A 21,448-nucleotide genomic window follows, 5' to 3' on the forward strand; every position below is an offset into this window, starting at 1 on the left:
GCATGGTCGGGCAAAAGGGAGCAACAAAGTGGCTCAGCGTATCCAGAACGTTGTGCGGTCGGCCGCATGGTGAAAAGCCGGTGGCCCCTGCGATCCTGAAACACCCTCCCGTTTCTTGACATCGAGAAAAGGCGATTCTTACAATGGGCCTCCTTCCATTTTTTCACAGGTTTCCCATTCATGCGTGAAGACATCGTCATCATCGGGGGTGGTTTGGCCGGCTCAGAAGCGGCGTGGCAGGCGGCACATCGCGGAGCCAGGGTGACGCTGTATGAGATGCGCCCGAAGGAAACGACGAAGGCGCACAAAACCGGTGATCTGGCGGAACTCGTCTGTTCAAACTCATTAGGGTCGATGGACCCGCTGAATGCGCCCGGCATTCTCAAAGGCGAGATGCGGCGCCTGAACTCACTGGTGATTCGCGCGGCGGAGGAGGCGCGCGTGCCGGCCGGTTCGGCGCTGGCGGTGGATCGCGAGGTCTTCGCGCGTGCCATCACGCAGGCGCTGGAAGGACACCCCAATATTCGCATCATTCGCGAAGAAGTCACGGAGATCCCGTCGGATGGCGTCACGATCATCGCCACCGGCCCGCTAACTTCAGACAAATTGTCGAAGGCGATCAGCGAACTGACGCACGAACGACACCTCTATTTTTTCGATGCCATCTCACCCATCATCGACGCCGACTCCATCAACATGGACATTGTGTATCGGGCCTCACGGTATGGGAAAGGCGGGGCGGACTACCTGAACTGCCCCATGGATGAAGCGGCGTATAATGCGTTGTACGACGCCATGATGGCGGCAGAAAAAGTTCAGCCGAAAGAGTTTGAAAAAGTAGCGTATTTTGAAAGCTGTATTCCCATCGAGGTCATGGCTGAGCGAGGACGGCAGACCATGCAGTTCGGCCCGCTGAAACCAGTCGGGCTGGAGCACCCTAAGACAGGCGTGCGCCCTTATGCTGTGGTGCAGCTTCGTACTGAGAATGTCCATGGGACGTGCTACAACATGGTCGGGTTTCAGACGAAGCTCACGTATCCGGAACAAAAGCGAGTATTCCGGCTGATTCCCGGACTGGAGCAGGCTGAGTTTTTGCGGTTCGGCAGCCTGCATCGCAACACCTTCATCAACTCACCGCAACTGTTGCGCGAGACGCTCCAGCTTAAAACCCGTGGCACCGTTTTTTTTGCAGGCCAATTGGTGGGTGTCGAAGGATACACCGAGTCGGCGGCGATGGGAGGGATCGCCGGCATCAATGCGGCGCGAGGCCTGGCTGGTCAACCGCTCGTCACACCGCCACCCGCCAGCGCCCACGGCTGCCTGATGGCGCACATCACCCAAAGCGATCCCGCACATTTTCAACCGATGAACACCAATTTCGGCCTGTTCCCGCCAGTCACCGTCAAGACGCGCGATAAGGAACAAAAGCGGCGTCTGATCCAGCAACGGGCGGTTGAGGATTTTGACGCATGGATCGCGCAATCCGGGCTTTCCTAGAGGTGTTGGCTGTTCAGGACGGCGCCTCACCGCAAACCATCCGCGCGTATACGTCCGACCTGGCCCAGTTTCGCACCTTTGCCCTGGCCTCGCTGAAGCCACGCGGCCCGCTGACCGTTGAATCGATAGACACTGGCCTGATTCGCGGATTTCTCGCTTCGCGTGATCGCCGAGGAGAGAAAAAAACATCCCTGGCCAGAAAACTTGCTTGCCTGCGCAGTTTTTTTCGATACCTGGTTCGAGTCGGCCTCGTGCAGACGAATCCCGCAGAAGATGTGCGCGCGCCGAAGCTTCCCAAACATCTTCCTCAAGTGCTCACGAAGGATGATGCGGGGGCCTTGATGGAATTTCCCCAGCAAGAAGCGCCAGATGGATTGCGTGATCGCGCCATTCTCGAAACCTTGTATTCAACCGGCGCGCGGGTCAGTGAATTGGTCGGCATGAATGGTGAGGATATCAGTCGCAGTGAAGGTGTCGTGCGTGTTCGCGGCAAGGGACAAAAAGAACGAGTCATTCCCTTGAGCCCCCTCGCCCTTGAGGCCATCGATGCCTACCATGCCCAAGCTCCCGTCGCGACAGCCTTGACATCCTCCGCGCGGCCCTGGCAGGAGTCTGGAGCCGTCTTTCGCAATCGTCGGGGGGGCCGGTTGACGACGAGGTCGGTGGCCCGCATTGTGGCCAAATATTCAGGGCAACTGAGCGGCGGCGCGATCCACCCCCACACCCTGCGCCATTCTTTTGCCACGCATCTGTTGGATGAGGGCGCCGACTTGCGCGCCATTCAAGAGATGCTGGGGCACGTCTCGCTGAGTACGACGCAAAAATACACCCATCTTGCGACAGACCAGCTACTCGCGTTATACGATCGCACGCACCCCCGTGCCGTCACTGTGACGGAAACGGTGGAGGGAGACAAGCAGAAGGGCTCGCGATGAAAATTCGATCGACTACGGTGCTGTGTGTCAGACGAGGAAATCAGGTCACGATGGGCTGCGACGGACAAGTCACCGTCGGCACCACCGTCATGAAGCATAACGCCAGGAAAATGCGACGCATGCACAACGATACCGTCTTGTCCGGATTTGCCGGCGCCACGGCCGATGCCTTTACACTGTTTGAGAAATTCGAGGCAAAATTGGCCGAGTTTCGCGGCAACCTGACGCGTGCCGCCGTGGAATTAGCAAAAGATTGGCGGACGGATCGGGTGTTGCGGCGTCTGGAAGCATTGCTGGCGGTAGCCGATCTCGACCACTCTTTTATTATTTCCGGCACGGGAGATGTGGTGGAGCCTGAGGACGGCATTTTGGCGATTGGTTCAGGCGGACCCTATGCCTTGGCGTCTGCTCGTGCCCTGCTGGCGCATTCAGAACTGGCCGCCGAACACATCGTTCGGGAATCACTGATGATCGCCGGCGGGATCGACATTTATACCAACCAACAGATTGTGATCGAATCGCTCACGCGTTAGGATCAGCCTGCCATGACGACTGAATCGACTTCTCGCACCCTCAATGTGAATAGTCTCACGCCCCGGCAGATCGTCGAGGCGCTGGATCGCTATGTGATCGGCCAGCAGGATGCCAAGCGCATGGTCGCGATTGCCTTGCGTAACCGGTGGCGACGCCAGCAACTGGCTCCGGAGTTGCGTGATGAAGTGATGCCGAAGAACATCATCATGATCGGCCCCACCGGTGTCGGCAAAACTGAGATCGCCAGGCGTTTGGCCAAACTTGCCGAAGCGCCGTTCATCAAGGTGGAGGCCTCGAAGTTTACCGAGGTCGGGTACGTCGGCCGGGACGTCGAATCCATCATCCGTGATCTCACCGAACAAGCGATCAGTTTGGTGAAAACCAAACATTTGGAGGATGTGCAAGGGAAGGCTTCACGGCTCGGCGAAGAACGGCTGCTCGATTTGCTGCTGCCCGGCGCGCCATCCCGTTCGGCCCCGCCCGGATTCGACCATGCCGCCTCGCGCGCGGAAGCTGCAGAGCCGACTGAATCGGCGGACGCCACGCGCTCGAAGTTGCGATTGCAATTGCGCGAGGGCAAGCTGGATCAACGATCTGTGGAAGTCGAGGTGAAGGAACGGGCTTTACCGCTCGGAGTCATTTCGAATGCGGGCGGGATGGAAGATCTCGAAGGGAATCTCCGCGACATGTTGGGCGGCATGTTCCAGGGGAAGAAAAAGAAGCGGGTGATGAAGGTTCCCGATGCCCTGAAGCATCTTACTCAGGAGGAAGCCCAGAAACTGATCGATATGGATGAGGTGGTGCGGGAGGCCATCACAAAAGTCGAACAGACCGGCATCGTCTTTTTGGACGAGATCGACAAGATTGCCGGTCGTGAGCGTGCGATGGGCCCGGATGTGTCCCGTGAAGGGGTGCAACGCGATCTCTTGCCGATTGTGGAAGGCTCGACGGTCAGCACAAAACACGGCGCCGTCCAGACTGACCATATCCTCTTTATCGCCGCGGGAGCCTTTCACGTGGCCAAACCGTCGGATTTGATTCCTGAGCTTCAAGGGCGGTTTCCAATACGCGTGGAACTAGCGCCGCTCACCAAAGATGACTTTGTGCGTATCCTGACGGAGCCGCGGGGAGCGTTAGTGCGCCAGTATCACGCGTTGATGGCGACGGAAGGGCTCACCGTCGAGTTTACCGAAGACGGCTTGGCGGAGATTGCGGCGACGGCGGTGCAAGTCAACGAGCGCACGGAAAACATCGGCGCCCGGCGTCTCTTTACGATCATGGAGCGGCTGCTCGAACAGGTGTCGTTCGAAGGGGCGGACTCGCAAGAGAAGACCGTGGTCGTGAATGCTGCGTATGTACGGGAACGGTTGCTCAATATCGTGAAGGATCAGGACCTGAGCCGCTATATTTTGTAAGTGTGACCAGCGACAGCGAGGAGTGACGGATGAATAAACTGATTAAGAAAGCCGACGTGCTGATCGAGGCGCTGCCCTACATCCGGACATTTAAGGGCAAGACTGTCGTCATCAAGTACGGAGGGCATGCGATGACGGACGCCTCGCTCAAAGCGCGGTTCGCGCAGAATGTCGTGTTGCTGAAGTACGTCGGCTTGAATCCGGTCGTGGTGCATGGCGGCGGTCCGCAAATCGATCAGATGCTGGATCGATTGGGCATGGAAGCAAAGTTCAAGCACGGCGTGCGTGTGACTGATGCCGCGACGATGGAAATTGTAGAGATGGTCCTTGCGGGACGGATCAACATGGAAATCGTCGATCTGCTTAACCGGCACGGCGGCCAGGCGGTCGGGCTCAGCGGCAAAGACGGCGGGTTGATGTTGACCAAGCCGTTGACGGCCAAGGCCTGGGCGGAAAGCATCGAAAAGGATATCGATATCGAAGACCGGGACGCGGATTTCGGGTTTGTCGGAGACGTGAAGTCGATCGATCCCACATTGCTGCTGAAGCTCCAGGAAGATCACTACATTCCGGTGATAGCGCCCATCGGGACGGATCGGGAGGGGAACACGTACAACATCAATGCCGACCTGGTCGCCGGGGCGATCGCGGCGGCGTTGAAGGCGGAAAAGCTGGTGATGTTGACCGATGTGAAGGGGATCCGGGATGCCAATGGCCGCCATCTCTCGACGGTCTCGCGCAAGGATGTCCAGCGCATGGTCAAGCGCGGCACGATCAGCGAAGGCATGTTGCCGAAGGTGCATGCCTGCCTGGATGCACTGGCCGGCGGCGTCGGAAAAGCGCATATCGTGGACGGCCGCGTGCCCCATGCCATTCTGCTGGAGATTTTTACTCACAAGGGTATCGGAACCGAGATCGTCTCGTAGTCAGCAACCCAACCACGCGTGTGCATCTCAATCAATAATGGGCGGCGCGCATGACCCGTTGGTTTCCCGCTTATCGGACACCGGTGGGGAGGGGCTGCGTCGGCGCTGAGATGAATCGTTCACCTGCCGGTCGGGTGCCGCTAGCCGATCTTCAACATTTCAGGAGGGAGCCACAATCATGGAACCTGACCAGTATGGAGAAGGATGGCGCGTAAGATTGTGATGATAGGGGCTGCTACCAGGCGTGCGATCAAGGAGATATTTGCGCGTCTCGACTATGCGCGGCTGGGCCCGATTTATTGCGACGAAGGCGGCGATGAATTTTGGGCCGCGAAGCGAGGGCCTTGTCAGCGTCTCGGGACGAAGGTAGCCACTGCGTTGAAGCCCCGGCTCAAGCCGGGCGGCGCCAGTTTGTACGTGGGAGCCGGCGTCGCGGAGATTCCGCCGCTGGTGATGGAAACCCTTGATTTGAACCGGCGTGTGATCGCCTGCAACCTGCGACGGCAAGAAGTGCAGATCTTGAATCGTGCTTGCGGCGCACTTCCGATCCGGTTTCAGCATCAAGACGCGGGTTCCGTGAAACAGCGGGTGGATCACCTCTGGCTTGTCAGTGTGCTGAATGATCCTGAACGGTTTCCGGAATTATCAGTGCTGTCCTATGGGCGGGCAAATCCCGTGACGTTCAATGCCAAAACATTTGTCACGCAACAACGCACGGTGGCCCGATTGATCGATCATTGCCTGGGCAGACTGACTGTGCCGGGCCTGGTGACCACGACGGTTGAGGAGGCGGTATGGGTTGCCGAGTGGTGCCACCGGTGCGGCATTCCTTACCGGATTGATCCCCGCACGTACGCCTCACCTACTGTCGGTGATCCCATCTGTCTGATGCGGATCGGATGAGTGCCTTGTCGGGGAGTATTGTCGTGACGGTTAGACCCAAAACCCCGGGCGAGGTTTATCGGGTCCGGTGAGGTACTGACGGGAATATCGAATATAGTTCTGCGCAGATTCCCGTATCCATGCGAGCTCCTGCTCGGTCACCGGACGTTTGACCTTAGCCGGTGATCCCAGGATGAGGCTCTTGGGTGGAACGATGGTGCCTTCTGTCACGAGCGCTCCAGCGCCGACGACCGAGTCTTCCCCGATGACCGCACCGTCCATGATGATGGCGCCCATTCCGACCAGCACCCGGTCTTGAATGGTGCAGCCATGCAGCACCACATGGTGTCCGATGGTGACGTCGTCGCCGATGACGAGGGGGTGTGTGTCATGCGTGACATGCAGCATGCAGAGATCCTGCACGTTGGTCCGGCTTCCGATGCGAATGTAATTCACATCCCCTCGGATAACGGCATGGAACCAGGCGCTGCAGTCTTCGCCCATCACGACGTCGCCGATGACAACCGCCGTTTCTTCGATGAAGCAAGATCGCGGAATGGTGGGCTTGATGCCTTGGAACGTCCGGATCATGCGCTCAATCTAGGATAGCGGCAGGACGAATAGCAAGAGACCTGGTTTGACAGACTTTTCCGCCGTCTCGTAGACTGCCTCGTTATGGCTTCATCATTGATTACGCCTTCACGGGCGAAAGGTAAGAAACCCACCATCGGCTTCGTGAACCTGGGTTGTTCAAAAAACCAGGTGGATTCCGAAGTCATGCTCGGAACGCTGGTGGCCGGCGGGTTCCAACTGACCGGCGATGCGCGCGCCGCCGAAGTGGTCATCATCAATACCTGCGGCTTTATTGAAGAGGCCAAGCAGGAATCGATCAATAGCATTATAGAACATGGCCGTCTCAAGAAGTCCGGTTCCTGTCGCGTCCTAATTGCAGCCGGCTGTCTGGCGCAGCGTTATCAGGGCGAGCTGCTGAATGAACTGCCTGAGTTGGACGGTGTGGTCGGCACCGGTGAATTCGGCCGCATCGCAGAAATCTGCCGCAGCCTCTTGGCTCCGAAGGCGCGCCAGCAACGTCTCTGGCTCGGGCAGCCACCCTACCTCTATGATGCCGACACGCCGCGCGTCCGTTTGGGCACGCCACACAGCGCCTACTTAAAAATTGCTGAAGGCTGTAACCGCAACTGTGCCTTCTGTGCAATTCCGATCATGCGCGGCAAGCAACGCAGCCGTCCGATCGAATCGATCGTGGCTGAGGCGAGACGGCTGGCCAAAGAAGGGGTCAAGGAGCTCAACCTCATTTCCCAGGACACCATCAATTACGGGGTGGATCTTGGCCTCAAGCAAGGACTCACGGCTCTGCTGCGCGAGTTGGTCACCGTGAACGATCTGCGTTGGATCCGGCCCTTCTACTTGTACCCGCAGCAGGTCACGGATGAGTTGTTGGATTTGTATGCTGGTGAGGCGCGCATCACCAAGTATCTCGACATGCCGCTCCAACACATCAGCGACGGGATGCTGAAGCGCATGCACCGATTGGGTGATCGCAAGCATCTGACGGAACTGGTGGAGAGGATTCGCACCAAAATTCCTGGCGTGTTCTTTCGAACGGCCTTTATCGTCGGGTTTCCCGGTGAGACCGATGCGCACTTTGAAGAATTGAAGCAGTTCATGCTCGATATGGAATTCGATCGCGTGGCGGTCTTCCTCTATTCCGATGAGGAAGGCACGTCGGCCGTGAACCTCGATCGCAAAGTCGACCAGGCGGTGATGGAAGAACGCCGCAATGAGCTCCTGGCTTTACAGGAATCGATTTCAGAGTCCAAAAACCGCGAGTACCTCGACCGTACAATCGAAGTCCTGGTGGATGGGGTGTCTGAGGAGTCGGATCGGTTGCTGGAGGCGAGGCATCAGGGTTTGGCGCCTGAGATCGACGGAGTGGTGTATTGTGAACGCGGGGTTGCCAAGCCGGGCGACTTCATTTCGGTTACAGTGACAGATGTCGCCGGGTATGATTTGATTGCCCAGCCTGTCGGCCACGCCGACAGGTCACACACGTCTCCCTCTTCTCCCGCGTTGCTCATGCCCAAAAAAATCGGAGCGGGGTACCGGTAAGCCTGTGCTCACCGGCCCCCCCGCCCCGTCGCTCTGCCTGCAGTTAGATCTTCGCGCTCAGATACAGGGATGCGCCGCGTCGGTTGATCAAGACTAGAACGGTTTGCCCTTTCTTGAGACTCGATGCGGCCCGATCGAACTCCTTCATGGATGTCACCGGCTTCCGGTTGATTTCCCGAATCACGTCACCGGGCATCAATCCGGCCCGCTCCGCGTCACTTTCCGGGTCGACATTGGTGACCACGACTCCCTGAATCTTTCCCTTGAGCCCCAGTTCCTGAGCCGTTTCCCGATCAAGTTCCTGCACCGCGAGACCCGCCAATGGCTGGTCCGGGGATTCGATCTCCGCCTTGGCTACCTGCTGGGTATCCGGCAGTTCGGCCAGCGTGACGGATAGTTCTTGTTCATGGCCATCCCGCAACACTTTCACCGTGGCTTTGCTGCCGACTGCGGTTCGCGTGACCGCGCGTTGGAGTGTCACGGCATCCTCGATCGGCGCGCCCTGGAAGGAAAGGATCACATCGCCCTGTTTGATCCCGGCCTTGTCCGCCGGGCCCTCTTCCTTCACGTCGGTGACGACCGCGCCATTACTACTCTTCACGCCAAATGATTTGGCCAGGTCATGGTTCAGGTCCTGAATGCCGATGCCCAGGTATCCGCGAACAACCTTGCCGGTTTTGACCAGGCTTTCATAGATCGGCTTGCTCATGCCGGTCGAGACGGCAAAGCCAACGCCTTGGTAGCCGCCGGTTTGAGAAAAGATGGCCGTGTTGATGCCAATCAGTTCTCCCTTCGTATTCACGAGCGCCCCGCCGCTATTTCCAGGATTGATGGCGGCATCCGTCTGAATAAAATCTTCATACTGCGTGATCCCCATGTGTCCACGGCCCAGTGCGCTGACGATGCCCAGGGTGACCGTGGAATTGAGGCCGAAGGGATTTCCAACTGCCAGCACGTATTCACCGACCTGCAAGCGGCTGGAGTCGCCCCAAGGAACGGTCGGGAGCTGAGTGCCGTCGATCTTGATCACGGCAATATCGCTCTTCGGATCACTGCCGACGATCCGGCCTTTGAATTCCCGTTTATCGGGCAGCGTGACCGTCACCGTTTTCGCGCCTGCGATCACATGGTTGTTGGTCAGCACATAGCCATCCTGAGTGACGATCACTCCGGATCCCTGTCCGCCGCCACGGTGTTCCCGTGGCTCCATTGGCGGTCCGAACCGGCGCGGGCCGAACGGTGATCCGAAAAAGTCTTCCATTTTTCCGCGCGGGCGGGCATGGTCGGACACCTCCTCAGTCCCGCTGGTGGTGATGTTGACGACGGCCGGCGTGACGGTCTTGGCCACATCGGCGAATCCGGCAGCGGGCAGGGCACCGGCCGGCGTCATCGTGCGCTCCTCTGCAACCGGTGATGGGTTTGAGGCGTGGGACGATGAGAGCGGGGTATAGCTCCAGATCAGCCCGGCGCTTACTGCGGCAATACCTGCCAAAATACTGAGTGACGGTGTGGGTCGTTTCATAGGGGCTCCTCCTAGATGGCGGTGGTCTGTACGCGCGGGAGAAATGAATCCTACGTGCGACAGTCAATTGAAAGGTAACAGCCCCGGATGAGAAAACTATTAGCGAGGAATTAGAAGTCGTTAAGCTGCGTCAGCCAACGGTAGGACAAGCGTGAAGGTAGATCCCTGGCCGACCTCGCTCTGGACTTCGATGTGTCCATGGTGGGCTTCCGCAATCCAGGCGCAGATGGCCAAGCCGAGGCCGGTCCCTTTTTTGGTATGGGCCCGCGCATCATCGGTGCGGAAGAAGCGGTCGAAAATCTGTTTGTGCGCAGTCTGGGGAATGCCGATCCCGTAATCGCGCACGGCAAGGCGCGCGGTGGAGCCTTCCACCCGCAAGTCGATTTCAACCTTGCCCCGGGGATGTGAATATTTCACCGCATTGTCGACGATGTTGAGGATGAGTTCCCGCAGACGAAGTTCATCGCCACATACGGTCGCCGGTTCAATCGTGCCCATGATGACATCCACTTCCCGTTCCTGGCCAAGGAGGCAGGCCTGTCGTTGAATGTCTTCCACTAAGGCTTCCAGTCTGACCGGCTCGCATTCGGTTTTGACTTGGCCCATGTCCGCCCTGGAGAGGAACAGCAGCTCCTCCACAATGCGAGACATCCGGTCGATTTCCTCCAGATTGCTCTCCAGCACGGCGATATAATCTTCGACCGGTCGGGGGCGGCGCAGGACCAACTCACTCTCGCCCTTCATAACGGTCAGCGGCGTGCGCAGTTCGTGGGAAGCGTCGCTGCTGAACTGGCGGATTTGTGCGAAGGAGGTTTCCAGTCGCGCGATCATATTGTTGAAGGTATCGGTCAGACGCCCGATTTCATCCGACGAGCGTTCAGAGTGCAGCCGTTGCGTCAGATCGCCCGCCGCGATCCGTTGCGCGGCGACGGTGATGGAATCGACCGGACGCAGAGCGCGTCCTGCCAGAAACCATCCTCCGACGAGAGACACAACCAGCGCAATCGGCGCCATCACGAGCAGCACGAGAAGGAAGCGGCGCAGGGTTTCTTCGACCCCTTCGAGGGTGGTGCCGACCTGGACGATGTAGAGCAACGAGCCGCGGTAAATAATAGGAACGGACACCAGACGCAGCGGCGGTTCGTTGGGGTATCTAGCCGACTCGAAGACGGTGCTGCCGGTAAAGGCGGCTTCCAGGGCCGGGCGGCTCAATGGCACGTCGTGCTGCCGGATATTCGGCGAGCGGATGGTGATGGTACCGGTGGGGCTGAAGATCTGAAAGAATTTGTCGATACGGGTGAGTTCCGGGAATTGGCTCAACAAGGCATCTTCATCGATGAGGGGTAGGAATCCGCGGACCTCCAGCGAGCGCACGGCGGCCGAGGCGGTTTCCTGCAACGACTCATCGACTTGGTCGCGGAGGCCGCGGGCCGTGACGGTGTAGAGCACCACGGAGAACGTCAACAGAATCAGGGCCAGAGCGGTTCCGTACCAGAGGGTGAGCCGGACTCGAAGCGGCATCAGTCCACCTTGAGCATATACCCACTCCCTCGTATCGTATGGATCAGTTTTCGAGCCCGTCCGCGATCGATCTTGTTCCGCAGATAATTCACATAGACGTCGATGACGTTGGTGAAGGTGTCGAAGTCTTGATTCCAGACATGGTCGGAAATCATGGGCCTGGTCAACACCCGTCCCGCGTGCCGCATGAAATATTCCAGGAGGGCATATTCTTTGACCGTGAGATCGATGCGCTGTCCTCCGCGGGTGACCTCCCGCGTGGCGGGGTTGAGGATGAGGTCATCGATCTGCAGCGTGCCGGACGTTTCCGCCGTGCCGCGACGCAGGAGGGCTCGGACGCGGGCAAGCAATTCGTCGATGGCGAACGGTTTAGTGAGGTAGTCATCCGCCCCGGCATCCAGTCCCTTGACGCGTTGATCGACTTTCGACTGCGCCGTCAGGATCAATACGGGTGTCTGAATTTTTTCTTTGCGGAGGCGGGTGAGCACTTCCATGCCGGGTAAACCCGGCAGCATCAGGTCGATCATGATGAGGTCGTAGCTGCCGGTCAGGGCCTGGTCGAGACCCTGCGCGCCGTCCTCGCACAGGTCGACCGCGTAACTTTCTTCTTCCAGGGCTCGCTTAATGAAGGAGCCCACCTTGGTTTCATCTTCAACGACAAGAACGCGCATACGGCATGCCTATAGGTGAGGGGATTATAACAGAGGCAGCCGGTCTGTGATGCGGTGAAACGTCTGTGTCAGGGGGGAGCGGCGAAATCCGGATTGGAACGCGTGCCGGCCTGTACGCGACAGAGCGTGCGGATGTCCTTCCAGTCTTCTCCGGGAAGCAGCCGGCGCGCGTCGGTCGGCGGTGGGCCGGCACGCGCGATGAGGGTGGCGATCCGCTGGCCCATGTCCGGATGGGTCGAAAGGAAATCAGGCGGTCCGGCATGATCCTGCTCAGCCTTCTGCAGAGTTTCGTAAAAGGCAATCATCGGGGCGGGATCGAGATGGGCGGCCTGCATCATGCGCAGGCCTTCGGTGTCCGCCTCTTGTTCGTGGGTGCGGCTGTAGTGCAATGATCCCATCGTCCGGGCACCCTCCAGTCCCCAGGCCAGTCCTCCAGACAGGTCTCCCGACACCGCGGTTAGCAGCAGTGTGCCGGCCGTCTGTTCAAGAATGGCTCTCGTACTGTGGCGTTGATAGACGTGTTGGAGTTCGTGCGCCAGAACTCCGGCAAGTTGTTCAGGGCTGGTTGTCCGTTCCAACAGGCCGCGCAGAATCACCACCTGGCCGCCGGGGGCGGCAAATGCATTCACGGCGGGGTTGTCGACCACGGAGAGCGACACCCGGTAAGGAGAGTCAGGACGGGTGGCCGCCAGCGTTTGCACCACGTAGTCGATCTTCCGAAGCCGCTCCGGATCCCGGCATTGCTGCGTCTCCGACGCCAGATGTTCAACGATCCGTCGGCCAAGTGATTCTTCCCAGGTTGTCGGCACGTACGGCGTGGCCGCGGAGGCGATACCCGGGATTCCCCACCGGTACAGGCTGATCAGAAGGAACACCACTCCCAGTCCCGCAGCCAGCGTCCAAGCGAGACGCCTTTTGCGCCAGGAGGGATTGTGGAAATGTTCCGCGAGTGTGGGTGCCGCCGTATGGATTTCGGTCAACAGTGCGCGGCTGGCGATCACCACGGCCTCTGCCGGTTCAGGTCCGAACTCCAACCGGACCGGCTCGCCGCGGTAGGTTCCTTGTGTTTGGCGAATCTGGTCATACGGCCATTGCTTCATGCTGCCGTCGGACATGGCGATCTGGAGCGCGGCCGGGCTGATGGTGAGGGTGACGCGGTGTCGCGTGGCCGTGCGGCCGTCGAGGTAGTGAGCGGTTCGGCCGGTCGGCATGATCAGGCATCCATGTCGAAGCCGGTGTCGAGGAGGTTCGACAGGCCTTCGCCGGTGACGGAGACTTCGGTGGTATCTTGCAGGACGCGATCGAGATCGGCTGGTCCTTGCAGCGAGAGCGTGCCGATAAAAAATCGGGCATTGCGAACCGTGACCCAGGGCCAGGCCCACCCCAAGGTTGCCAGGAGGAGTCCGAGGTTGCCCAGGTACAGCGTGAACAGCCGTTGCCACGTGATATCGGAGGTGAAGCGGGCTTCCCCGAACGAGGTGTGATTCCAGAAGTATCGCTGCTTTTGTCCCAGGAGCCAGATCCACAGCGGTCCCAGCACAATAGGAATCAACAGCAAGGTCAGTCCCGCGTTCGTCAACTGCATGGTGAGGGCGAACCCACATAGGGCCAGGACTGCATAGGTGGTAAACAGGGTGACGGCGAAGGGGACCATCACCCCGGAGCCGTGGCCGGTGAACCGGAAACGCTGGTTGCCGAAATAGGTGTGGGAGTGCAGAAACGCCTGACGCTGAGTTTGGAAATAGGGATAGTAGGTGCCCAGGGTGAGGATTGTGAGGAGCCACCCCCGAAAATACAATTTCAAGAAATCTGCGGTCCGTCCTCGAAACGAGAACCGGATGCCGCGCCATGAGGTGCGGGTGCACCGATAGCGGCGCGCATTCACGATGGCCACGGGGACATAGAAGAAGAACACCAGGCCGGCCAAGGCTTGCGACAACCTATCGATCGATTGCGGAAGGTCCAGAAACGTATGCGCGGCGCTCAGGGAAAAATAAGGAAGGCCGAAGACCAGCATGGCTTTGAGAAACCCCTGATAGAGTTCCTTGCCGGTCCCGTGATACGCGAATCGGTCGCCTGCAAAGGATGTGTGACTGAAGAGATACCGACGGATCTTCGCCTTGGCCCAGAAGTGATATCCGCCCAGCGTGACCAATGTGAGGCAGACGTTCACGACATGCATGCCGAGCAGAGTCCCGCCCATTCCATGAAACGCCGCGCGTATGGGGGAGATCATGGACGCGGTCGTGCCGGATGCGGGCGCGGGATCGGGAACTGCGGACAGAAACTGTTGCCGATGCGGCCGGTCTTCCTCAGAAGCTGCGGGCGTCGGCGTGACCACGGCGAACCGGGTGCCGCATGACGGGCAGGTGCTGCGAGACGCCCGCGTCAAGTGTTCCAGGGCGCGAACCCGGTAAGGGCTGAGACAATGGTGACAGGTGACGCGTGCGGCGCTCGTGTCCTCATGCAGTGCCGCGTTGGTCATGATTCAGCAGGCGGCCTGATGGCCCATCGCGCAGGCTTGTTGCAATCCCTGCAGGAACCCCGCGCTATCCCCTTTTCCCCGCTTTACGATGGACCGTTCGAAATGGGCGCGACCGTTTTGTGGTTGGTAGGCGAGGAACTGATCCCAGAGGATGAGGGCCTGATCCCATTGTCTGCGCACGGTGTATACGGACGCCGCTGCGCTGTAGGCATTCATGTAGGTCGGATTGAGACGAATGGCGGCCTGGAAGGCGATGAGGGCTTCGTCGGGAGCGTCCTTTTGGAGCAGGGCGGTTCCGCGCCCGTAATAGGCTTCATAGTCTTCAGGGTCTAGGTTCAGCGCTTCGGCATAGGCGAAGAGCGCATTGTCGATCTGGCCGTGTTTTTGGAATGCGATGCCTTGCGCGCGTCTGGCCTTCGCTTCAGAAAACTCTCTGCCTCCGTGTGCTTGCAGCAGCGCGACCAGTTCGTGATCCTCGTCGCGTTCGGCAATCTCCAGCGGGGTTTCCCCGTGACTCTTCTGATTCACGGGCGCGCCCCCGGCGAGAAGTATCTGCGCGGCGGCGAGATGTCCTCGCCGGACGGCTCGGTGCAGAGCCGAATCACCGCAGGTGCAGATCGCTCTGATGTCGGCCCCGTTGCTAAGGAGCGCTTCAATGGTGTCGGCATGGCCCTGCTCCGCTGCTGCCAATAGGGGCGTAAAGCCCTGTTTTCCTCTCGCATCGGGGTTTGCTTCATGCTGCAAGAGAAGCGTCACCACATCGGTGTGCCCTCGCTTGGCCGCCTCATACAGTGCCGTCTTCCCGTTCCCGTTGCGCTGGTCCACTGCCTGTCCATCAGTCAGGAGAGACGCGGCAGTGGAAACATCGCCTCGCGCGGCCGCAATATGGAGCGGGGTCCAGCCATTGGCCTTCAGGATAAACGGCGACAGCATCAGGGCGTCGATGTCGTAGGGATCATGGGTCGTTTTGATTTGTCCGAGCATCCAGTACGCCATTCCCGACAACAACAGATAATTCAACAGACAGGCCAGGACGGCCACAGCGATGCCTGTGGGCCGGCGCGAGAGATCGACCGGAAGATCGCACTCCGGCGAGCGGTCGATCATGTCTTCATCGGTCGGCCTCGCTCCCGGGTTGAGGAGTAGGAGATTCGCCTGACAAGAAGGACAGGGAACTTGGTGCAACGGCAGGCCGGGGACGGCTGCGCAGGAGATATTCGTCTGACAGAAGGGACAGATTGCGGTCTGGGCAGAGTCCGATGGTGTCAGCGCGGGGGGTGCAGGTAGTGCCGCGCCAGGGTGAACGGTAGTCATGGTGCCTTACGACCCTTCGCTCGGGCGCCTGTTGGACGGTCCCGTAAGTGGGTGATCGGTGAATATTGAAAAGCATAGCGCAAAACGGGAGGAGCGCAACCGCCCGCGTAGATTGGGGCGGGCGGTTCCCCGGCGCTGACCGGGTTTCAGGGATAGGAATGAGGAACGGGAATTGAAGCGTTATGTGGGGGGGAATCGCGTGATGGTGACAGGGGCATACGTCAGGTGCGGGCCTTCGGGACGACGGTGGCTTAATGAATGGCGGAGCCAAGCCTTGTCGTTTCTCGTCGGGAAGTCGGCCCGGTAGTGGGCCCCGCGGCTTTCTTCCCGTCCTAATGCGCCCACGACGATGGTTTCGGCGATCTCCAGCAGGCACTGCAATTCCAAGGCGTGAATCAGGTCGGTATTGAAGATGCGTCCCTTGTCCTGCACGCACATGTGCGCTGCGCGACGTTTCAAGACTTGAACGGCACCGAGCGCCTCCTCGATGGATTGTTTCGTGCGGAAGATGCCGAGGTTCAGGCTCATGGTTTTGCCGAGGTCGTCCCGCAGCTGCCACGCCCGTTCCGGACCGGGATTGCGTAGCAACACGTTGATGCGCTGCTCTTCGCTCTGCAGGATTGCGTCGGAGATGGGAGGCAGCTGATATGCGTGGATCGACTCAGCGGCCTTCATGCCTGTCCGGCGTCCAAAGACGATGGTCTCGAGTAAGGAGTTCCCTCCCAGGCGGTTGGCCCCGTGTACACTGACGCAGGCGCATTCGCCGGCGGCGAACAGGCCTGGAAGGTCGGTTTCTCCCCAGGCATTGGTTCGGACCCCGCCCATCTGGTAGTGGGCGCCAGGACGTATGGGAATGGGGGTTTCGATCGGATCGAGACCAGCGAATTCCATCGCCAGCTCTCGAATCTGCGGCAACCGCTCCAGGATTTTGGCGCGACCCAGATGTCGAAGGTCGAGCAGGACACACCCGTCGACGCCTCGCCCTTCTTGGATTTCCTGTCCGATGGCGAGGGAGACCGTGGAGCGGGTCGCCAGTTCCATTTGTTCCGGCGCGTAGCGTTTCATGAACCGCTCGCCGAGCGTGTTCAGTAGATACCCGCCCTCTCCGCGTGCGCCTTCCGTGATCAGGATGCCGGTGTCTTTCAATGTGGTTGGATGAAACTGGACGAATTCCATGTCCTCCAGCGGAACCCCGGCCCGATAGGCCAACGCCATCCCGTCCCCGGTGTTAATCACAGCGTTGGTGCTGGTGGAAAAGATGCGCCCGCTTCCTCCGGTGGCCAGAATCACGGCTTTCGCGCGCAGCGCCTGCAGTCCGCCACGGATCAGATCCCACGCGACCACACCGCAACAACGTCCTTGTTCGACCAGCAATGCCGTGACGTACCATTCCTCGTAGACCTTGCACCGGCGTTTCATCAGTTGTTCGTACATGGCGTGCAACAGGGCATGGCCCGTACGGTCGGCGGCGTAGCAGGTACGAGGATACCCCGCACCTCCGAAAGGTCGTTGCGCGATGCGTCCTTCCGGCGTCCGGCTGAAAATCACGCCCATGCGCTCTAGTTCGAGAATGTCCTGCGGCGCTTCTTTGCACATGGCTTCGATGGCGTCTTGATCGCCCAGGTACAGTCCTCCCTTGGTCGTGTCATAGGCATGAGCTTCCCAGGAATCTTCTGCGCCGATGGCCGCGTTGATGCCGCCCTGGGCGGCGACGGAATGGCTGCGGACTGGATGTACCTTCGAGAGGAGGGCGACGTTGATGTCTGGCGGTACGGCGATGGCGGCCCGCATGCCGGCGAGTCCCGCTCCGACAACCAGAATGTCATGGGTCATCATGAGGTGATCCTGTCCTGATACCGTTTCGCCGGGTCGAACGTTGCCCTGCGCATGGGGTCCGATCTCACTATTACGCTACGGAATTCGGGAAAACAAGCGAGGGGAGGATGCCCGCTGAACGCTTGGAAAACTCTGTTCTGCATGATAGGGTACCTACGCTGCCTCGAATGAACGAGTGCGTCACCTTATACCAGGATTTCACCTCCATGCCAGAACCTCACTTTCTCGAAACGAGCGATTCGTTTGTGCCCCGCCATATCGGCCCGACCGAGTCCGAGATCCAGACGATGTTGGAGACGTTGAACGTGCCTTCGTTGGAGGCACTTGTCGAGGCGACGGTCCCGGCTGATATTCGTTTGCAGGGTTCCTTGGCGATCCCGTCCCCGCGCGGCGAGCAGGAGGTCCTGGCGGAACTGCGCGACCTGGCCGGGAAGAATCAAGTATGGCGTTCCTTGATCGGGATGGGCTACTACGACTGCATCACCCCGCCGGTCATTCAGCGCAATATCCTCGAGGGACCCGGTTGGTATACCCAATACACTCCATATCAGGCCGAGATCGCTCAAGGCCGTCTTGAGGCGCTGGTCAATTTTCAGACTATGGTGGCGGATTTGACGGGGTTGCCCCTCGCGAACGCCTCTCTACTGGATGAGGCCACTGCGGCGGCCGAGGCCATGACGATGTGCGCCGCGATTTCGCGCGCGGCGGGTCACGAACGGCACAAGTTCTTTGTTTCTGAAACCTGTCATCCGCAAACGATTGCCGTGGTGCAGACTCGTGCGGAACCGTTGGGGATCGTCCTGCAGGTCGGCGCGATTCAGTCGCTGGATCTGTCCTCAGGCGAGTTCTTCGGGATGTTGCTCCAATATCCGTCGACGGACGGGTATGTTGGGGATTACAGCGAATTCATTACGCGGGCGCATGCCGCCGGGGTCTACGTGGTCGTGGCGACCGATCTGCTGGCCTTGACGCTGCTGCGTCCTCCGGGAGAGTTCGGCGCGGATGTCGCAGTGGGATCCAGTCAGCGGTTCGGTGTGCCATTGGGATTCGGCGGGCCGCACGCGGCGTTCATGGCCACCAGGGAAGAGTTTCGACGGCAGATGCCAGGCCGGATCGTCGGCGTGTCGAGAGATGCCACCGGGCGGCTGGCCTACCGACTGTCTTTGCAAACCAGAGAGCAGCATATCCGCCGGGAGAAGGCGACGAGCAATATCTGCACGGCGCAAGTGTTGCTGGCAGTCATGGCGGGAATGTATGCCGTCTATCACGGTCCTGCCGGGCTCCGGCGAATTGCAGAACGGATTCACCGCCTTACGATGGCATTGGCTGAAGGGTTGCGGCGGCACGGCTGCGCAGTCGGACTGGAGCCTGTCTTCGATACATTGCGGGTTCCTCTTTCGCCGGCACAATCGGATACGATTGTGAACCGGGCGCGGCAGCAGAAGATCAATCTCCGTCGGTACGATGATCATAGCCTGGGATTGTCGCTCGACGAATGGAGCAATCCGGAGGAAGTGCGGCAGCTGCTGGCGCTCTTCGCCGGTCAGGAGATGTCCGCGGAAGAGCTGCACACCATTCTCGAATCGGTCGACGGGCGGTATCCGGCGAACCTTGCGCGCACCAGCCCCTATCTCACGCATCCGGTATTTCACCGGTATCACGCTGAACATGAGTTGTTGCGATATATCCACCGGCTGCAATCTCGGGACCTCTCGCTCGTGCATTCGATGATTCCCCTCGGGTCTTGCACGATGAAATTGAATGCCACGGCGGAAATGTTGCCCGTCACCTGGCCGGAGTTCGGGCGGCTGCACCCCTTTGCTCCCGCCGATCAGGTGCAGGGCTACCAGGCGTTGTTCCAACAGCTGGAGTCGTGGCTGGCGGAACTCACCGGCTTTGCTGCGATCTCGTTGCAGCCCAATGCCGGGTCACAGGGCGAATATGCCGGATTGATGGTGATCCGGGCGTACCACCGGCATCGAGGCGAGACGCAACGCGATGTGTGTTTGATTCCGGTCTCCGCCCATGGGACCAATCCGGCCAGCGCATCGATGTGCGGCATGATGGTCGTTCCCGTCGCCTGCGATCAGCGCGGCAATGTTGATCTGAAGGATCTCGAGGCGAAAGCCACGCAGCATCGGAGCCGGTTGGCGGCGCTCATGGTGACGTATCCTTCGACGCACGGCGTGTTTGAGGAAGGGATTCGCCGCATGTGTCAGATCGTGCATACTCATGGCGGGCAAGTCTACATGGACGGCGCCAATATGAATGCGCAGGTCGGGCTCTGCCGGCCGGCTGATCTGGGCGCTGACGTCTGCCATCTGAATTTGCATAAGACGTTCTGTATCCCTCACGGCGGAGGCGGACCTGGAATGGGACCGATCGGTGTCGCCCGGCATTTAATGCCGTTCATGCCGGGACATCCGGTCACGAAACTGGGTGGACCGCAGTCGATCGGGCCGGTCTCGGCTGCTCCGTATGGCAGTCCCAGCATCCTCACCATTTCATGGGTCTATATTGCTTTGATGGGACGGGAAGGGTTGACCAAGGCCACACAGGTCGCGATTCTCAATGCCAACTACATGGCCAAACGCCTGGAGAAGTATTACCCCGTCTTGTATGGCGGGGCACGCGGGTTCGTCGCGCACGAGTTCATCTTGGATTTGCGCCCTCTCAAGGAAAGCAGCGGTGTGGAAGCGATGGATGTGGCCAAGCGCTTGATGGACTATGGATTCCATGCGCCCACCGTCTCGTTTCCGGTTGCCGGTACCTTGATGATCGAACCGACCGAGAGTGAAGTGAAAGGTGAGTTGGATCGACTGTGTGAGGCGTTAATCGCGATCCGCGGCGAGATCCAGGCCGTTGCTGAAGGTCGGCAGCCGAAGGCGGGAAATGTGCTCAAGAATGCGCCTCACACGGCGTTGGCCGTGACTGCCGCCGAATGGACGAAACCCTACTCCCGCGAGGAGGCGGCATTTCCTGCTCCATGGGTGCGCGAGAACAAGTTTTGGCCGAGCGTGGGTCGGATCGATGAAGCCTATGGCGACCGCCACCTCTTTTGTACCTGTCCGCCGATGGATGGCCTCTCGTAGTCTGGTGCGCGGCGGTGCTCTCTGGCGGGCGGGTGCGAGTTGTGTGCGTCAGGAGCCTGTCATCCGTCAGATCGCTGCGTGTTGTCTCCTGCTCAACCTGTTCTTTGCCCTACCTATGGTGACTTCCACAGAATACGCCGCTATTGCGGAGATGCATGCCGAAGATCGCCCGCTCGATGTGGTGTCCGGCATGACCTATCGCGCCGGGACAAGGCTGAGGATTCCCGGTACCGGCTGGTCGTTCGTGGTTCCCGATGGTTGGCAGAGCAATCGCCCTGATGATGCAGAAATGCCGTTTCTCACTCCCGAGGAAGGCAAGGAACTGGGGATGATGTTTCCCCTGACCGGGGTCACACGAGAGGCGCTTCGCGAACAACTCCGTGAGCCGCTGGCGTTGTTGCATGGCCTGTCATTTATTCCTGCCGGTTCGCAAGTGGAGACTGACGCGTGGATCGCTCAATCGTACCAGGGCGAAGAGATGGCCGGCCGGGCGTTGGCGGTCATGGGCGCCGAGAATACGGCAGTGGTTTATTTTCTGATGGGGCCGCCTCAGGAGACATCTGTCTTCCATACCGTCCTGGAACAACTCGGACAATCCACGCGCTTCAGCGAGTCTGGTTCAGGGCCTGACGCCGCGTTGTAACACGCAGTGATCCATGCATTTGCCGGGGCGAAGGGGAATTCCATA

Annotated in this window: 17 protein-coding genes; 9 read left to right on the forward strand and 8 right to left on the reverse strand. The window is 59.6% G+C overall.

What is annotated here, in order from left to right:
- Nucleotides 1–180 precede the first annotated feature (180 nt).
- The 6 genes from GDA65_04380 (at nt 181) to GDA65_04405 (ending at nt 6,210) form a co-directional block, all read left to right on the forward strand.
- Nucleotides 181–1,497 carry a methylenetetrahydrofolate--tRNA-(uracil(54)-C(5))-methyltransferase (FADH(2)-oxidizing) TrmFO gene (locus GDA65_04380; GenBank protein MBA5861927.1) on the forward strand — a complete coding sequence of 439 codons (1,317 nt, stop codon included), beginning with the start codon at nt 181–183 and terminating at the stop codon, nt 1,495–1,497.
- On the forward strand, nt 1,470–2,432 hold the full coding sequence (locus tag GDA65_04385) for a tyrosine recombinase (protein MBA5861928.1): 963 nt from the start codon (nt 1,470–1,472) through the stop codon (nt 2,430–2,432). Before GDA65_04380 ends, GDA65_04385 begins: the two co-directional genes overlap by 28 nt.
- On the forward strand, nt 2,429–2,965 hold the full coding sequence (gene hslV, locus GDA65_04390) for an ATP-dependent protease subunit HslV (protein ID MBA5861929.1): 537 nt from the start codon (nt 2,429–2,431) through the stop codon (nt 2,963–2,965). Before GDA65_04385 ends, hslV begins: the two co-directional genes overlap by 4 nt.
- A gap of 12 nt (nt 2,966–2,977) precedes the next feature.
- Entirely contained in the window at nt 2,978–4,381 is a 1,404-nt protein-coding gene (gene hslU, locus GDA65_04395; protein ID MBA5861930.1) for an ATP-dependent protease ATPase subunit HslU, read from the forward strand.
- A 29-nt stretch (nt 4,382–4,410) separates the two neighbouring features.
- Nucleotides 4,411–5,307 carry an acetylglutamate kinase gene (argB, locus tag GDA65_04400; GenBank protein MBA5861931.1) on the forward strand — a complete coding sequence of 299 codons (897 nt, stop codon included), beginning with the start codon at nt 4,411–4,413 and terminating at the stop codon, nt 5,305–5,307.
- A gap of 204 nt (nt 5,308–5,511) precedes the next feature.
- Nucleotides 5,512–6,210 carry a hypothetical protein gene (locus tag GDA65_04405; GenBank protein ID MBA5861932.1) on the forward strand — a complete coding sequence of 233 codons (699 nt, stop codon included), beginning with the start codon at nt 5,512–5,514 and terminating at the stop codon, nt 6,208–6,210.
- Between the two features lie 30 nt (nt 6,211–6,240).
- Here GDA65_04405 and GDA65_04410 read toward each other — a convergent pair whose 3' ends face one another.
- On the reverse strand, nt 6,241–6,780 hold the full coding sequence (locus GDA65_04410; protein MBA5861933.1) for a gamma carbonic anhydrase family protein: 540 nt from the start codon (nt 6,778–6,780) through the stop codon (nt 6,241–6,243).
- A gap of 84 nt (nt 6,781–6,864) precedes the next feature.
- Between GDA65_04410 and rimO the strand changes: the two genes are divergently transcribed.
- Nucleotides 6,865–8,319 (forward strand): 30S ribosomal protein S12 methylthiotransferase RimO, encoded by a 1,455-nt coding sequence (rimO, locus tag GDA65_04415; GenBank protein ID MBA5861934.1) that lies wholly within the window; start codon nt 6,865–6,867, stop codon nt 8,317–8,319.
- A gap of 43 nt (nt 8,320–8,362) precedes the next feature.
- On the opposite strand, the gene GDA65_04420 is transcribed toward rimO, so the two are convergent.
- The 7 genes from GDA65_04420 to GDA65_04450 form a co-directional block, all read right to left on the reverse strand.
- The gene (locus GDA65_04420; protein MBA5861935.1) at nt 8,363–9,841 is read right to left on the reverse strand and encodes a Do family serine endopeptidase; all 1,479 of its coding nucleotides are present in this window, start codon (nt 9,839–9,841) and stop codon (nt 8,363–8,365) included.
- A 120-nt stretch (nt 9,842–9,961) separates the two neighbouring features.
- Nucleotides 9,962–11,362 carry a HAMP domain-containing protein gene (locus tag GDA65_04425; protein MBA5861936.1) on the reverse strand — a complete coding sequence of 467 codons (1,401 nt, stop codon included), beginning with the start codon at nt 11,360–11,362 and terminating at the stop codon, nt 9,962–9,964.
- Nucleotides 11,362–12,033, reverse strand: a complete 672-nt coding sequence (locus GDA65_04430; protein MBA5861937.1) for a response regulator — start codon at nt 12,031–12,033, stop codon at nt 11,362–11,364. The genes GDA65_04425 and GDA65_04430 overlap by 1 nt, the downstream gene beginning before the upstream one ends.
- A gap of 68 nt (nt 12,034–12,101) precedes the next feature.
- The gene (locus GDA65_04435) at nt 12,102–13,244 is read right to left on the reverse strand and encodes a M48 family metalloprotease (GenBank protein ID MBA5861938.1); all 1,143 of its coding nucleotides are present in this window, start codon (nt 13,242–13,244) and stop codon (nt 12,102–12,104) included.
- 2 nt (nt 13,245–13,246) lie between these two features.
- Nucleotides 13,247–14,518: a DUF898 family protein gene (locus GDA65_04440; protein ID MBA5861939.1), complete on the reverse strand. Its 1,272-nt coding sequence runs from the start codon at nt 14,516–14,518 to the stop codon at nt 13,247–13,249.
- Between the two features lie 3 nt (nt 14,519–14,521).
- Nucleotides 14,522–15,832, reverse strand: a complete 1,311-nt coding sequence (locus GDA65_04445) for a tetratricopeptide repeat protein (protein ID MBA5861940.1) — start codon at nt 15,830–15,832, stop codon at nt 14,522–14,524.
- 180 nt (nt 15,833–16,012) lie between these two features.
- Nucleotides 16,013–17,668 carry an FAD-binding protein gene (locus GDA65_04450; protein ID MBA5861941.1) on the reverse strand — a complete coding sequence of 552 codons (1,656 nt, stop codon included), beginning with the start codon at nt 17,666–17,668 and terminating at the stop codon, nt 16,013–16,015.
- A gap of 206 nt (nt 17,669–17,874) precedes the next feature.
- Between GDA65_04450 and gcvP the strand changes: the two genes are divergently transcribed.
- Nucleotides 17,875–20,760, forward strand: coding sequence for an aminomethyl-transferring glycine dehydrogenase (gene gcvP, locus GDA65_04455; protein MBA5861942.1), 2,886 nt, complete (start codon nt 17,875–17,877; stop codon nt 20,758–20,760).
- A gap of 43 nt (nt 20,761–20,803) precedes the next feature.
- The gene (locus GDA65_04460) at nt 20,804–21,403 is read left to right on the forward strand and encodes a hypothetical protein (protein MBA5861943.1); all 600 of its coding nucleotides are present in this window, start codon (nt 20,804–20,806) and stop codon (nt 21,401–21,403) included.
- The last annotated feature ends 45 nt before the right edge of the window (nt 21,404–21,448 follow it).

This window comes from Nitrospira sp. CR1.1, from assembly GCA_014055465.1.
GTDB lineage: Bacteria > Nitrospirota > Nitrospiria > Nitrospirales > Nitrospiraceae > Nitrospira_A.